The 14,345-nt window shown below is 70.3% G+C and carries 16 protein-coding genes and 1 pseudogene; 9 read left to right on the top strand and 8 right to left on the bottom strand.

Going from position 1 to position 14,345, the window contains the following annotated elements; genetic code table 11:
- The 3 genes and pseudogenes from KBX08_RS05920 to KBX08_RS05910 all read right to left on the bottom strand — a co-directional run.
- A pseudogene (locus KBX08_RS05920) lies at positions 1–609 on the bottom strand (hypothetical protein); the annotation flags it as partial.
- Positions 610–836: 227 nt separating this feature from the next.
- A complete protein-coding gene (locus tag KBX08_RS05915) occupies positions 837–2,075 on the bottom strand; it encodes an MFS transporter (protein WP_210781528.1) in 1,239 nt (412 codons plus the stop codon).
- Between the two features lie 75 nt (positions 2,076–2,150).
- On the bottom strand, positions 2,151–2,816 hold the full coding sequence (locus KBX08_RS05910) for a DNA alkylation repair protein (protein WP_210781527.1): 666 nt from the start codon (positions 2,814–2,816) through the stop codon (positions 2,151–2,153).
- Positions 2,817–2,925: 109 nt separating this feature from the next.
- On the opposite strand from KBX08_RS05910, the gene KBX08_RS05905 reads away from it, so the two are divergent.
- A complete protein-coding gene (locus KBX08_RS05905; protein ID WP_210781525.1) occupies positions 2,926–3,639 on the top strand; it encodes an alpha/beta fold hydrolase in 714 nt (237 codons plus the stop codon).
- A 66-nt stretch (positions 3,640–3,705) separates the two neighbouring features.
- Here KBX08_RS05905 and KBX08_RS05900 read toward each other — a convergent pair whose 3' ends face one another.
- A complete protein-coding gene (locus KBX08_RS05900; protein WP_210781524.1) occupies positions 3,706–5,583 on the bottom strand; it encodes an alpha/beta hydrolase-fold protein in 1,878 nt (625 codons plus the stop codon).
- Positions 5,584–5,808: 225 nt separating this feature from the next.
- Between KBX08_RS05900 and KBX08_RS05895 the strand changes: the two genes are divergently transcribed.
- Positions 5,809–6,201 (top strand): nuclear transport factor 2 family protein, encoded by a 393-nt coding sequence (locus KBX08_RS05895; protein ID WP_210781523.1) that lies wholly within the window; start codon positions 5,809–5,811, stop codon positions 6,199–6,201.
- A 165-nt stretch (positions 6,202–6,366) separates the two neighbouring features.
- Entirely contained in the window at positions 6,367–6,966 is a 600-nt protein-coding gene (gene wrbA, locus KBX08_RS05890; protein ID WP_210781522.1) for an NAD(P)H:quinone oxidoreductase, read from the top strand.
- A 94-nt stretch (positions 6,967–7,060) separates the two neighbouring features.
- Here wrbA and KBX08_RS05885 read toward each other — a convergent pair whose 3' ends face one another.
- Complete coding sequence (locus tag KBX08_RS05885) at positions 7,061–7,663, bottom strand: class I SAM-dependent methyltransferase (RefSeq protein WP_210781521.1); 603 nt, start codon at positions 7,661–7,663, stop codon at positions 7,061–7,063.
- Between the two features lie 167 nt (positions 7,664–7,830).
- Here KBX08_RS05885 and KBX08_RS05880 point away from each other — a divergent pair, with 167 nt between their 5' ends.
- The 4 genes from KBX08_RS05880 (at position 7,831) to KBX08_RS05865 (ending at position 11,334) form a co-directional block, all read left to right on the top strand.
- Positions 7,831–8,667, top strand: a complete 837-nt coding sequence (locus KBX08_RS05880) for an alpha/beta fold hydrolase (RefSeq protein WP_210781520.1) — start codon at positions 7,831–7,833, stop codon at positions 8,665–8,667.
- Complete coding sequence (locus KBX08_RS05875) at positions 8,660–9,250, top strand: TetR/AcrR family transcriptional regulator (protein WP_210781519.1); 591 nt, start codon at positions 8,660–8,662, stop codon at positions 9,248–9,250. The genes KBX08_RS05880 and KBX08_RS05875 overlap by 8 nt, the downstream gene beginning before the upstream one ends.
- Positions 9,251–9,348: 98 nt before the next feature.
- Entirely contained in the window at positions 9,349–10,236 is an 888-nt protein-coding gene (locus KBX08_RS05870) for a helix-turn-helix transcriptional regulator (RefSeq protein WP_210781518.1), read from the top strand.
- Positions 10,237–10,392: 156 nt separating this feature from the next.
- Positions 10,393–11,334 carry an SMP-30/gluconolactonase/LRE family protein gene (locus KBX08_RS05865; protein WP_238689930.1) on the top strand — a complete coding sequence of 314 codons (942 nt, stop codon included), beginning with the start codon at positions 10,393–10,395 and terminating at the stop codon, positions 11,332–11,334.
- 129 nt (positions 11,335–11,463) lie between these two features.
- Here KBX08_RS05865 and KBX08_RS05860 read toward each other — a convergent pair whose 3' ends face one another.
- Together KBX08_RS05860 and KBX08_RS05855 are read right to left on the bottom strand one after the other, a co-directional pair.
- Positions 11,464–11,850, bottom strand: a complete 387-nt coding sequence (locus tag KBX08_RS05860; protein WP_210781516.1) for a hypothetical protein — start codon at positions 11,848–11,850, stop codon at positions 11,464–11,466.
- An 11-nt stretch (positions 11,851–11,861) separates the two neighbouring features.
- The gene (locus KBX08_RS05855; protein WP_210781515.1) at positions 11,862–12,290 is read right to left on the bottom strand and encodes a hypothetical protein; all 429 of its coding nucleotides are present in this window, start codon (positions 12,288–12,290) and stop codon (positions 11,862–11,864) included.
- A gap of 81 nt (positions 12,291–12,371) precedes the next feature.
- Here KBX08_RS05855 and KBX08_RS05850 point away from each other — a divergent pair, with 81 nt between their 5' ends.
- A complete protein-coding gene (locus KBX08_RS05850) occupies positions 12,372–12,989 on the top strand; it encodes a TetR/AcrR family transcriptional regulator (RefSeq protein WP_238689931.1) in 618 nt (205 codons plus the stop codon).
- A gap of 121 nt (positions 12,990–13,110) precedes the next feature.
- On the top strand, positions 13,111–13,407 hold the full coding sequence (locus KBX08_RS05845; RefSeq protein ID WP_210781514.1) for a chorismate mutase: 297 nt from the start codon (positions 13,111–13,113) through the stop codon (positions 13,405–13,407).
- Positions 13,408–13,444: 37 nt separating this feature from the next.
- Here the strand turns inward: KBX08_RS05845 and KBX08_RS05840 are convergent, their stop codons facing one another.
- Positions 13,445–14,287, bottom strand: a complete 843-nt coding sequence (locus KBX08_RS05840) for an IclR family transcriptional regulator (RefSeq protein WP_210781513.1) — start codon at positions 14,285–14,287, stop codon at positions 13,445–13,447.
- Between the last annotated feature and the right edge of the window lie 58 nt (positions 14,288–14,345).

Genomic DNA, 14,345 nt, shown 5'->3' with positions numbered 1-14,345 from the left:
CGTGGGTGGCTCTGCGCCGCCGGCGCCGCCGCCGGTCGGTGCGGACGCGAGCGCCAGCACGACCGCCGGTGGCCCGGGTGCGCGACGGGCGGGCGGGTTGGGCCGCTGTCCGGTGACGGCGGTCATCGTCGCCTGGGCCGACGCCCGGCCATCGGACGTGTCGCGAGCGCCGCTTCGGGTCACCGTCGCCGGTACACGCGTCGCGGGCGCCGGCCACGGCCGCGAGGCGACCCGTGCCACCGGGGATGCCGAGGCGGACGGTGCCCGTGTTGCCTGCGGCGACGACGACGGGGTGCCAGCCGGCCGACTCGGCCGGGCGGTGGAGGGCTTAGCCGGCGGCGTCGGCAGCGGAACGGCCGACGGCAGGGGGGCCGTCGACGGTAAGGGCAGCGGGTCCGTCGACGGTAGAGGCAGGGGCAGCGAGACGACAGCGGTCGGCAGGGGCAGGGGGACGGTCAGTTGCACCTCGACCACCTCGGCCACCGAAACCTTGATGGCCTCCGGCGAGGTGGCGACCTCCACCAGCGGGATACGCGACGGCGACGGGGTGTCGGCGTGGGCGGGGTTGGCACCCAGAGCCGCGCCGAGCGCCACCGCGCCGAGCGCCACCGGGGGGAGGCTGTGCCTCAGCCGCATCAGACGGAGGCCGCCGGCAGCGCGGACGCCAGGCCGGCCCGGTCCGGCTCACCGGTGCGGTGCCGTCGGCCGAGCTGTTGCCCCTCGTAGCCTGCCGTTCCCTCCATGTGCGGGTTCTTGCCCCGGGGGACCGGGAGCTACACCTTCTGTCGATATCTCCGCTGAGCGATGTGGACAGATCGGGAGCACACCCGACCGGGTCACACCCTCGCCTCGGTGGGTGTCGGCGTGGGATCGAGCGGCAGGTCGCGCAGCCGGCGGATCGGCGTCGACAGGTAGATGATCGGGGACAGTACGGTGAGCGCTCCGAAGACCAGCAGTGTGGTACGGGCGCCGAGGGGCCCGGCCAGGATGCCGGCGAGCAGGCCGCCGACCGGGATGGCGCCCCAGGAGACGAACTTGACCGTGGCGATCACCCGGGACAGCAGCTCCGGTGGGCTGGCGAGCATCCGGTAGGTGCGGGTGGTCACGCTGAGCACCACAGTGGAGCCGGCGAAGATGATGTTTCCGATGGCGAAGGCCAGAAACGCGGCGGTGCCGGTGCCCAACGGGATGATGAGCGCGCCGGCCACACCGACGAAGGCCGCGATGATCAGCCCGCGTGCGGTGCCGAACCGGTCGGTGAACCGGGTCGTCAACGCCGCGCCGATGAGCGTGCCGAGGCCGTCGGTGGCGATCAGCAGCCCGACCATGAGCGGCGACGCGTGCAGCTCACGCACCAGGTAGAAGGGGAACAGGGCGAGCATGGCGCCGTTGACGAAGTTCGTCGCGGTGGCGTCCCACATGGCCGGTCCGATGATCGGGTGCCGGAGCACGAAGTGCCAGCCCTCGCGGATCATCGTGATCATCGGTGGCCGTTCGGCCGGTCGCTGCACCCGCCGGGCCGGAAGGGTGCGCAGCAGCGTGGCGGAGAGCAGGTAGCTGACGGCGTCCACGAACAGCGTCGGCACCGCACCCAGCAACTGCACCGCGAGACCGCCCAGGGATGGCCCGCCCAGCGCGGTGGCGGCGTGCGTGCCGGAGGTGAGGCTGTTGCGGGCCTGCAACTGCGCGGCCGGCACGATCTCCGGCAGGAAGGTCTGGTTCGCCACGTCGAACAGCACGTTGGCGAAGCTCACGACCAGGGCGACCGCGATCAGCTGGGCCACCGTCAGCATGTCGAACCACCAGGCCAGCGGGACCGACGCGATGGCGAGGGCCCGGACCAGATCCAGGGCGACCTGCATGCCGCGCAGCGGCAGGCGCTGCACGATCACGCCCGCCGGCAGGCTGATCAGAAGGTACGCCAGATAGCCCGCCGCCGTGACCAGACCCAGCTCGAAGGCCGACGCGTGAAGCACGGTCAGCGCGGTCAACGGTAGGGCCAGCGCGCCGACCGCCGACCCGAGTTGGCTGGTCGTGCCGGCGACCCACCACCGCCAGAACGTAGTAAGTCCCATAATGGAACTCACTATAGGGGCGCGCGGGAGAGGGCGTCGACCCCGCCGGTGCGGGCTCGACCGAGAACCGGCTGCCTATCCCGCTCGGCGCACCATTTCGCCGATCCAGGTGGGCGCGAACGGAGACGTGCAGCCAGGGGAGGTGGGGTAGTCCTTGAGCACCTCAAGGCGTTCGCCGATGTCGATCGCCCGTTCGCGGTGCTCGGCGTGCTCGATGCCGATCTGCGCCAGGCAGTGGTTCATCGCCCACTGCAGGCGATCCGGCGCGTCCCTCATCTCGGTCTCGATCACATCGAGCAGTCCCGGGAGGTCGAGACTCTCGGGCTTCTTCGTCACGCGTTCGGTGGTCAGCGCCCAGCCGGCACTCGCGACCACGGGATCCGGGTCGGCGAACCAGGCCAACCGCAGCTCCTCGGAGTGCGGACTCTTCTTCACCACGTAGTTCACGAGCCAGTCGTGCACCTTAGGGGCGCGCGCCTCGCGCACCATGACGTCCAACTCGTCCCGCTCGAACGCCCTGGGACGGCAGATCAGGATTGCCAGCAGCCGCGCCGAGGCCCCGCCCGTCGCCCAGAGCTGGCGCGCGAGATCGTGCTGCGTCTTCAGTCGCTTCGCCAGCGCCCGAAGCGCACCGAGGTGCACACCATGATCGTCGCCGTGTCTGGCGTTCACCTCCAGTGCCTTCGGGTCCTCCAGCGCGGCCAGTTCGGCCGTCACCTCGGCCAGCGTCGTCGTAGCCATCGCAGCCTCCTGCTCATCGGGTCGGACGTTTCACACTCGCGTAACGGGTATCCAGGCGTACCAGCGCGACCGGCGGTGAACAGCTTCACGGAGTGAGGGGGCACCTGTCATGCCTGATCCACAGCCCACCATCGTGCTCGTGCACGGCGCGTTCGCCGAGTCGGCGAGCTGGAACGGTGTCCTCGAGCGGCTGGGCGCCGGGTACGACTCGGTGGCCGTCGCGAACCCGCTGCGGAGCGTGGCGGGCGACGCCGCGTACGTGCGGGATGTCGTGCGCGGGATCGGCGGTCCTGTCGTCCTCGTCGGCCACTCGTACGGCGGCATGGTGATCACGCAGGCCGCAGCCGGCGACACCTCGGTGCGGGCCCTCGTGTACGTGAACGCCTTCGCCCCGGACACCGGTGAGTCGGCGCTGACGCTGTCCGCGAAGTTCCCCGGCAGTACCCTCGCCGACACGCTGGTGCAGTACCCGGTGTCGAGCGGTGGGAACGAGGTGGCGATCGGCCAGGACCAGTACCACGCGCAGTTCTGCGCGGACGCGACGGACGACATGGCCGCGCTGATGGCCCGGACCCAGCGGCCGATCACCGAACAGGGCCTGGGCGACAAGCTCACCGGCGACCCCGCCTGGCGGTCGCTGCCCAGTTGGTTCGTGTTCGGGGACGCTGACAAGAACATCCCCGCCGAGGTGCACCGGTTCATGGCCGAACGGGCCAACCCCCGGGGGCAGCGCGAGGTGGTCGGCGGCTCGCACGCGATGGCGGTGGCCCGGCCGAGCGAGGTCGCCGAGACGATCATCGAGGCGGTTCGGGGCGTGAGCTGACGGTCCGGACGGACACCTGGCGGTGGGCCGACGACGAGAGGTCGCCGGCCCACCCCTGTCTGCTGGCTACCGAACCCGCAGCCGCTGGTGGACCGCAGCGGTGGGGGCGTGGACCGGGTCACCGGAGTAGGCGACGTGCACCGGGTACACCCCCGCGGGCAGCCCGCCGGTCGGCAGCTCGACGACGGTCGCGCCACCACGGAGCGGAACCACCTGGGTGGTACCGCCGAAGGTGACGGCGACCTCGCCGGTCACCTTCGGAGCCTTCCGGTGCGGAGACTGTGCCCGTACGCCGACGGTCAGCGTGAACGTGCCACCGCTGACGACCGAGGCTGGCGTGGCCTTCGCCTTCACCGCGACCCGGGCCGGGCCCGGAGGCGTCAGGGTGACCTGGGCGGAGCGTGACTTGCTCGGATCGACCACCGACGTCACCACGACGGTGAGCGACGACGCGGTCTCCGCGGCGGCGACCGAGAGCAGGCCCTCCGCGGAGATGCTGGTGCCGGTGGAGGTCGCTCCCTGGACCGACCACGTCACCGCCGGGCTCACACCCTCGTTGGCCGTCACCTGGGCGGTGAACCGCCTGGCCCAGTTCCAGCCCTTCGTCAGGTTAACCGTCGCGGGCATCACCGACACGGAGTCGACCCCCGACCACAGGTGGTCCCGGGCGAAGATCGTGAACAGCTGGCCCGCCGTCATTCCGTCGTGCGCGCCGGGGACCTGGGTCGTCGCGGCGGCGTATCCCCGGGCCCGGAAGTTGTCCGCGATGGCGTTCTGGGCGTTGAGGCTGCCCTCGAAGATGCCATTGCCGAGGAAGACGGAGAGGTCGTCGTCCCCGACCGCGTTCGCGATGGTGTCGTAGTCCTGGCTGGTGAGCGACGGGTTGCCGGAGAAGTGTCCGTAGAACGCGAAGGTGCTCGGGTAGTTCTTGATGACGACGCCGCCCGTCATCCCGCCGTACGAGAACCCGGCGTAGGCCCGCCCGGAGCGCTCGGTCGAGACGTTGTAGCTGCGCTCGATGAGGGGCAGGATCGTCTGGACCAGGTTGTTGGCCGCGTTGGTCTGGTTGTAGGAGGCGAAGCCGAGGCTGGTGCCCGTGAAGTGGTTGCCCATGGTGACGACCACCGTCGGCTCGATCTCACCCCTGGCCGTCATGTTGTCCAGGATGTTCGGGACGTTCGCGGGGACCATGAAGTCGGTCTCGTCGCCGAAGATGCCGTGCGCGAGGTACGCGACCTTGTACGGCTCCGCCCGGTTGGCGTCGTAGTTGGCCGGCAGGTAGACGCCGAGGTAGTGGCCGCTGTCGCCCAGGATCGTGGTGTACGGGACGTACCGGACGGTTCCCCGCTTCGCGCGGTCGGCCACCGGCAACTCGTAGTCCGCACGTGCCTTCAGCACCGGGTCGTTCTGCTTCTTGGCGTACGGCACGTGCACGGCGTCGAGCACGTCGTTGTTCCTGACCCGGAACGAGGACTCGCCTGGCGGCCGAGGGTTCGTCGAGGCGGGGTCCCAGATGCGCTTGTTCTCCCAGCCCTGGGTCGGGTCCCAGACCCGGTACCAGTAGCTGAGACCTCCGGCGTGCAGCGGGACCGAGACCGACCAGTTTCCCTTCGGGTCCCTGGTCATGTCCCGCAGGAACTCGGTGCCGCCCGCGTGGTAGCGCCCCGGTTGCCACTCTTCCGGCTGGTAGCGCGTGGTGCCGGTGGCGACGTCGAGCAGGGTCAGGTCCCCGGCGAGGCGGACCTGGGTGGCGTGGGGATTGCGGTAGACGAACGTGACTGTGTACCCGGTCGGTGAGGTGCGGTCCGCCTTGACCGTCGCACCCGGCACGGGCCGGCCGGCGGCGGCAGCCGGCGCGGGGACGACGGCCCCCGCACCGAGCGCCGTGAGCGCGAGAATCGAGATCGCAAGCCGGAGCCTGCGTCTTCCGGTCGTTTCCCTCATGCGCGAAGACTCCTTTGTGGTGGTCGCTCGTCGCGGTCTGGTCCAGTGTGGGAGTTGAGGGCTTCGATGGTCGCTAAATCGAATTAGCATCGGGAGTGTGGCTGGCTACACCTTTCGATGTCAAGGGTGTCCGGAGCCGAGGCCGGCCAGCGCATCAATGGGCGCACCACCTGCGGCCTGCGGGTTTTCCCAGCTGGGCGCCGCTCGGATGGCAGGGTGTTGGCCATGGACAGGAAGCACGTCGAGGATTGGCTGGCCACCTACGAGCGGCTTTGGCGGACCCCGGGCACTGACGCGCTGGTCACGCTCTTCACCGAGGACGCGAGCTATCAGCAGGGCCCGTACTGGACCCCCGTCGTCGGCCTGCCGGCCATCGCCCGGATGTGGGAGAAGCAGCGCAAGGGCCCCGACGAGGTGTTCCAGCTGACCACGGAGATCGTCGCGGTCGAGGGCGACACCGCCGTGTCGCGCCAGGAGGTCCGCTACGGCGACCCGGTCGACCAGGAGTACCGCGACCTGTGGGTCATGCGATTCGCCGACGACGGACGGTGCCGCTCATTCGAGGAGTGGCCGTTCTGGCCGGGGCAGCAGCCCGCCGACCCCCCGGACGGGTCGTGACCCGAGGAACCCGCCGGCGGCAACAGTTCCCGCTCCGCCTGGTGTGCTCCGTCACGCAGGTGGGCATGGTCAGGACGTTGGGGCGCCGCGGGGGCGGCTGCTACAGTCGAGATTGTTGCGGCCGCAAATTTATCAGCGGCAACTACTTTGGGAAGGATACCTCCGATGACCAAGCTCTCCGTCATCTACTACTCGTCCACCGGAACCCTCCACGCCATGGCCAAGCGCCTCGCCGAGGCCGGCGAGAAGGCGGGCGCCGAGGTGCGGCTGCGTCAGGTTCCGGAGCTCGCCCCGGCCGAGGCCATCGCCTCCAACGCCGCCTGGAGCCAGCACTTCGACTCCACGAAGAACGAGCCGAAGGCGACCGCCGACGACGTCGTCTGGGCGGATGCGGTGCTGTTCGGCACGCCCACCCGTTACGGCAACGTGGCCAGCCAGCTCAAGCAGTTCATCGACACCCTCGGCCCGCAGTGGGCGCAGGGCCTGCTCGCCGACAAGGTGTACGCCGGCTTCACCGCCTCCATGACCGCGCACGGCGGCCAGGAGTCGACGCTTCTCGCGCTCTACAACACCGTCCACCACTTCGGCGGTCTGGTCGTCGCCCCGGGCTACACCGACCCGCTGAAGTTCGCCGACGGCAACCCGTACGGCGTCTCGCACGTCACCGGCGGAAGCAACGACGCCCCGCTGGGCGACGCCCAGTTCGCTGCCCTCGACCACCTGGCCGAGCGGGTCGTCAAGATCGCCGGCAAGCTCAGCGCCTGATCGCGCTGGCGCCGTAACGGACGCCCGCGTCGACGCGGGTGCTCAGCTGGGCGAGGGCCGGCCTCCCACCACGGGAGGCCGGCCCTCGGCGTCCTCACACCGCGATCGCCGCGACGGCGGCAAGCAGCCGATGTTCGTCGGTGCCGGGCCGCCGGAGGCGTTCGACCTCCCGGAAACCGGCCCGGCCGAGTCGTTCGGAGATCTCGTCGACCGGCCAGCGGTAGGCGGTCAGGACCTTGTGGTCGAAGGCGCCGACCTCCTCGGCGTCGAAGACGCCCAGGACCAACCGTCCGTCCGGGACCAGCACCCGCCGGAACTCCTTGAGCATGCCGTCGAACTCCGGCGGCGGAAGGTGAATCAACGAGTACCAGGCCAGGATGCCGTCGATCGAGTCGTCGGCCACGTCGAGGCGTTCCATCGAACCGATGTGGAACTCGACGCCCGGGTGGGACGCCCGCGCATGCGCGATGAACTCGGGGACCAGGTCGATCCCCGCTGCGTCGACGCCCAGCTCACGAAGGTAGCCGGTGAGGTGGCCAGGCCCGCACCCCAGATCGAGCACCCGGCCGGGCCGGCTGCCCAGGTGTCGCCTGATGAGGGCGAGGTCGTCGGTGTCCACCTGCTGGCTCGTGCCGAACAGCTCGATGTAGAGCTCCGCGACGGACGTGTAAGCCTGCCGCACCGTGTCCGTTTCCATCGCGGCACTATACGGGTCACCAGGCCTTGCCGAGGCGGCCTCCGCCCCTGACGCCCTCTATCCCCAGCTCGGCCTGGGCGGAGGGACGTAGCGGCGACCGGCGTTTGCCAGCTGTGGCTAATGCGGTTAGCCTTTAGCTAATCACGTTAGCTTCCATGGAGGACGTCATGACCGAATACCTGGACATTGCCGGCAACACCATCGCCTACGAGGTGACCGGACAGGGCCCACTGGTCGTCCTGGCGCACGGCATGGGCGACAGCCGACACTCCTACCGGTTCGTCGCTCCGGCCCTGGTCGCGGCCGGATACCGGGTCGCCAACGTCGACATCCGTGGCTGCGGCGACTCCAGCCTGGGCTGGGACGGCTACAGCCGCACCGACATCGCTGGTGATCTCGTCGCCGTCGTGCGCCACCTCGGCGGGCCGGCCGTGATCATCGGCCAGTCGATCAGCGGGGGTGCCGCGACCATCGCGGCCGCCACCGCGCCCGAGCTGATCGTCGGCGCCATCGAGCTGGCGCCGTTCACCCGCGCACAGTCCTTCGACCTTGGCGGGTTGGTGCGGGTGAAGCGCTTCCGGGCCGGCTACCTCCAACTGGCGCAGGTACTCCTGCGGGGCAGCCTGGCGAACTGGCGTAGGTACCTCGACGTGGCGATCCCCACCAAGCCCGCCGACTGGCACAGCGAGCTGGCACGTATCGAGGCCACGATGAGTGAGCCCGGCCGGATGAAGGTCCTCCAGGCCATGGCCAAGACCAGCCCGGGCGACGCCGGGCGGCAACTGCCCAACGTCACCTGCCCGGTCCTGGTGATTCAGGGCAGCGCCGACCCGGACTGGGCCGACCCGCGGGCCGAGGGTGAGCGCATCATCGCCGACCTGCCGCGAGGGCTCGGCGAGCTGGCTGTCATCGAGGGCGCCGGCCACTACCCGCACGTCCAGACGCCCGACCAGGTCGTCGCCCTGGCCCTGCCCTTCCTCGCCCGGACGCTGACCAATGCCTAAGGCCCGGCTCACGCCGGCGTCGGTCACCGAGGCCGGGGCCGAGCTGGTCGACGAGGTCGGCTTCGACAACCTCAGCATGGGTCTGCTCGCCGAACGGCTGGGGGTCAAGACCCCCTCGCTCTACAAGCACGTCGCCAGCCAGGCCGAGCTGGCGCACCGGATCGCCGTCCTGGCCATGACCGAGGCCGGCGATGCCATCCGCGACGCCATTCAGGGCCGGTCCGGCAGCGATGCCCTCGCCGCGGGCGCGCAGGCGATGCGGACGTACGTGCGGGAACACCCCGGCCGGTACGCGGCCGCCAACGCCACCCGCCCGACCGGCCCCGACGACCCGTTCATCCCGGCCAGCGAGCGGGTGATGGCCTCCTGGGCGGCCATGCTGAGCGGGTACGACCTGGACCCCGGCCAAAAGATCCACGCCATGCGGACGCTGCGCAGCGTCCTGCACGGGTTCGCCACCCTGGAGACGGCTGGTGGGTTCCAGATCGACGCGTCCGTCGACGACAGCTTCACCTGGTTGGTCAACTTCATCGATCAGGGCCTTCGCGCCGGTCCCGCCAGCGGCAGCGACGCCGCCCGCTGAAACCGGGTCGCCTCGACCCGTACCGGCCGCCCCACCCTGCGGTGCCTACCCCTGGCAGGGAGTGGTTGGGGCCGGCAGGGCTCGCAATACTTCGAGGCATGAACGCGAGAGGACAACTCGGCGACTTCCTCCAGGCCCGGCGCTCCCAGCTGCGGCCGGAGGACACCGGCGTGGCGACGTACGGTGAGCGGCGCCGGGTTCGAGGGCTGCGCCGGGAGGAGTTGGCCCTGCTGGCCGGGGTGAGCGTCTCGTACTACACCCGGTTGGAGCAGGGGCAGGCCGTGAACGCCTCACCCGAGGTGCTCGACGCGCTTGCCAGGGCACTGCGACTCGACGACGCGGAACGCCGCCATCTGGGCGAGCTGGCGGCCGGAACCCGCCGTCGGCCCGCCGTCCGTCGTCCGGCCCCGGAACGGGTGAGCCCGGCGGTACGCCAGCTCCTCGCGACGCTTGGTGACGTACCCGTGGTGGTGCTCGGTCGCCGCGCCGACGTGCTGGCCTGGAACACCGCCGGTCACGCCCTGTTCGCCGGCCACCTGAACCCGGAGATCCCGCAGCGGCCGAACCAGTACCCGAACATGGCACGACTGGTGTTCCTGGACGCGCACACCCGTGACCTGTACGCGGACTGGCCCGCCAAGGCCCGCGCGGTGGTGGCGACGCTGCGGATGGCGTCCGGGCAGCACCCGGACGACCCGCTGATGGCCGCGCTGGTCGGTGAGCTGACGATGCGGAGTCCGCAGTTCGCCGCCATGTGGGCCGATCACCGGGTGAAGGCCGGCGGCGACACCGTCTACCGGATGTGTCACCCGCTGGTCGGTGCGATGGACGTGACACAGCAGACCCTGCGTATCGAGGACGGCCAGACCGTTGTCGTCGCCACCACCGAACCCGGCTCGGCATCTCACGCCGCGATGACGTTGCTCGTACACGGCGTCGTCACCACCCGTGCTGGTGCTCCGCAGCCGTTCGTCAGGCGCGAATAGCGCCGTCCCCATCGGCTCGACACGAGGTGCTCCGCAAGGAGCGCCGGACCCGTCGCGCCCTTTTCAAGCCCACCAACAACACAGTGAGTAAGGACAGAAATGCGCAAGAGAACGATGACCCTCGCAGTCGCTGTCGCAGCAGCGGGGATCGGCGTCGTGACGGTCGTACCGTCAGGCGCCGCACCGGCCGCCACCGCCAGGCCCCTCACCGTCGGGGCGCCCCGAGCGTCGGCCGCGCCGGTGCCCGCACGGATCGCGGTCCACTTCGACCTGTCGAAGGGGCAGTTGCCGGAGAACGTCGCGCTCGGCCCGGACGGCACCGCCTACGTCACCTTCGCGGCCGCCCGGCAGGTCGCCGCGGTCAGCCCGTCCGGCGGGACGCGGATCCTGGCGACTCTGCCGGCCCCGGCCGATGGCGGCGTCAACACGCCGGTGCTCGCGTTCGCGCTGACCACGGGCATCGTCCGAATGAATGACGGCACCCTCTACTTCCTCTACGCGAGCGGCGATGCCGCCACCACGGGGCTGTACCGGCTGCGTCCCGGCCGGTCCCCGCACCGCATCGCGGCCCTGCCGTCAGACGGGCTCCCCAACGGTCTGGCGTTCGAGGCGGACACGAAGAGGTTCTACCTCACGGACTCGGTGCTCGGCACGATCTCGACCGTTCCCCTGGAAGGCGGCAGTGCCGAGGTTTGGTCCTCGGCACCCGAGCTCGCCGCGGCGGGCTTCCTCGGTGCCAACGGCATCAAGGTACGTGCCGGTGCGCTCTGGGCGACCAACCTCGACCAGGGCACGCTGCTGCGCATTCCGTTGCGGCACGGCCGACCCGGGCCGGTCCGGGTGGCGGCGACCGGGCTGGTCGGCATCGACGACTTCGCCTTCGTCGGTGACCACCAGGTCGTCGCCACACTGAACGGACCGAACGCAGTGGTGAGCATCGACGCGGCCGGCCGTTCCCGAACGCTGATGACCGCCGCCGACGGGTTGCAGAACCCGACCTCGGTGGCCGTGCGGGGCCGCACCGTCTACGTGCTCAGTGCCGCGTACGCCACCGGCGTCGACCCCAACCTGGTGCTGGCCACCCTGCCGCTCCGCTGACCCACCACTCCTTTGTGGAGCAGTGAGGCCACGTTCCCTCGATACTGAGCGCTTGGATCGCCCGCCACCGTCGGATGACGGCGACGGGCGATCCGGCGCTCCCGCCCAGGCGGGGGAGAAGCGCATCGGTCACGGCGCGGCCCGGAAGTGCGGCCGTTCGCTCGACGTCCCGTCGGGCCTGCTCGGGCGTCGATGGCAGAGGTGGAAGGCAGTTGCCGCGGCCAGCGCGGCCACTACGATCAGCGCGGCGAAGAGCGGGTGCATGTCCTTGGAAAGGCTCGGGGCGCGGTCGGGCCCGATGGCCCAGAGGATCAGCGGCGTGGCGTACGCGGTGGTGAGAGCGATGGTCCAGCGGCGTAGCCCGCGTAGGTGGGCATGCCGCAGGCTGACGGTCAGCGCAAGGACCACCGGGACGATGGCCAGCATGGCGAACTGGCCGACGACCAGGACCGGGACCGCCCAGATCGAGATGATGACGGTCCGGTCGACGCGCCGGCGAGGCGAGGTGGGGGGCATCGTCGCCTCCGTCATCGGGTCGGGTTGGTGGTGGCGGGACGCCACGCCGACCAGCCGCGGCACAGCACGTAGGCAGCCGCGACGACGGCGACGAGCCCGAAGTCGATGATGGCGGAGAGGCGCGCCTCGGGGACGTCTCCGATCAGCGCGCCGAACACGACGAGCGCGGCCTTGCCGACGAGCACGATCTCCCAGACACCGGCCGCCTGACGGGGCCTGACCGCGAGCAGGGCGAAGAGCGCGGCGAAGATGCCGAAGCTGGAAACTCGCCAGCCTTCGACGAACAGGCGGTCGTCGCTGGCGTTGATGGTCAGGAGCACGCCGTTGACGAACGCGACGCCGGTGGCGAGGGACGCGAGGGCCGCCAGCCCACGGCCGACGAGGTCTGCGCGGCGGGCGGGGGCGGCGAGGCCGATTCGGGTAGCTGTTGCGGTGGTCATGAGGAGCCTCATCTCCAGGAAACGGATGTGAACTTACAGGCGTTAACTTACGCTCTCGCCTAACGCCTGTAAAGTCATGGCGTGACCTCACCGAGAACACGGGCCCGCAACAAGCGCGGCGAAGGTGCTCAGCTGCGCGACGAGATCGTCGACGCCGCGATGGAGCTCCTGCAGGACGGCACGCCGCAGAACGTGACCCTGCGGGGGATCGCCCGACAGGCCGGCATCTCCGCGCCATCGATCTATCCGCACTTTCCGGACCTGGACTCGATCCTGCTCGCTGTCGCGCAACGCGCGTTCGGAATCCTGGAGCAGGAGCTGAGCGCGCCCGATGACGCGGATCCGGTCGAGCGCCTGCGCGCGATCTGCGCTGCCTACCTGACCTTCGCCGAACGCCGGCCCCACCAGTACCGGGTGATGTTCGGTGCCGTCTGGGACGCCGGGCAGGCCCTTGAGCGGGTCCCGGCCATGGCGGACGATCTCACAGTGCTCGGGATGGGAGCCTTCGAGGTCTTCCGGCGTACGCTCGCCGACTGCGTCGCGGCGGGACGATCGACGAGTGTGGACCCCTTCGGCGACGCGGCGGCGCTCTGGGTCGGGCTGCACGGATTCGCCCAGCTCCAGGTGGCGGCGCCGTTGTTCCCGTGGCCGCCGGGGCTGCTCGACTCCATCATCGACCGGATGACGCTGCTGCGCTGACCGGACGGCTCAGGCGTAGGCGGGCAGGAAGTCGTCCGTGCCCGTGCTGCCGGGTTGACCGGCCGAAACGGGCAGGCGAGCGGGTCACCTGATCGCGTCGCCGTCATGGGACGATTCCGGCGTGGCAGAGACTGCGGCGACGCTGACCGAGATCCGCGCACGGATCGACGAGCTGGATCGGGAGTTGGTCGGGCTGCTCGCCCGGCGGGAGGCGCTGGTCCGGCAGGCCGCCCCGCTCAAGAGCGACGCTCAGGCGGTCCGTGCGCCGGACCGGGTGGCGCAGGTGGTGGCCCGGGTCCGCACGTTGGCCAGCGAGGCCGGCGCCGACCCGGATCTGATCGAACGGATCTACCGGGGCATGATCCAGGCCTTCATCGCCATGGAGACCGACGAGCACCGTCGCGTCACCGGCGGGTAGGCGTCGAGAGTGCGGTGATCGCCCGGGACGGGCGCGCTCAGATCGCGGAGCGGCTCTCACCGTCCGGGCTCGCCAGGGCGGGCGGCGCGTAGCCGAGTTCGTACGAGATCTTGTTGGCGGTCTCCAGGAGCAGCGGAAGGTTGCTCTTGAGCTGGTCGAGGCTTGCGATGACCTCGATCGCCGTGATCGAGGCGGCGGCGATGACCTGTCCCCGCGAGTCCCTGATCGGCGCGGCCACGCACATCACGTAGGCGTCGTGCTCGCCGTTGTCCATGGCCCAGCCGCAGTCGTGGATGCGGGCGAGTTCGGCTTCCAGGGCGTCGTGGTCGGTGAAGGTGGTGTCGGTGAATTTCTCGAAGACGACGTGGGAGAGAAGGCGGTCGCGTTCCTGCCGGGGGAGGTAGGCCAGGATCGTCTTGCCCACAGCGCTCGCGTAGATGGACACCGCGCGTCCCACCCGCGAGGGCAGCTTGACGGCGTCGAAGGCCGGGCTGTCCACCTTGTCGATATAGATGATCTCGTCGCCGGTCAGTTGCGCCAGGTGTACGGTGTGGCCGGTCGCGCGTTGCAGCGCACGCAGGTGTGCGGCCGCGGGCTGGCGGAGGTCCATCGAGCCGAGCGCGAGCTCGGACAGCTCGATCAGGCCGCTGCCGAGCACGTAGGTGCCCGCGCCGGTGCGGCGGACGAAGCGCGCGGACTCCAGTGTCTGCAGGATGCGCAGGGCTGTGGACTTGTGGACGCCGAGCACGTCCGCAGCCTCCGTAAGGGACAGCGGGTGCTCCGCGGATCGACGGATGAGGTCGATCGCGCGGCGGATTGATTGCGCCAAGGCTGTGTCTCCCCTCGCGCGACGGGCAACGCCGTCGCTCTCATTGCACATTATGCAATATAGATGACGCGATGCGCAATCGCCACTTGACACCGTTGCACATGGCGCT

Origin of the sequence: Micromonospora sp. H61, assembly GCF_018070325.1 — a bacterium.
Lineage (GTDB): Bacteria > Actinomycetota > Actinomycetes > Mycobacteriales > Micromonosporaceae > Micromonospora > Micromonospora salmantinae.
This window is presented reverse-complemented; position numbering and strand designations above follow the sequence as displayed.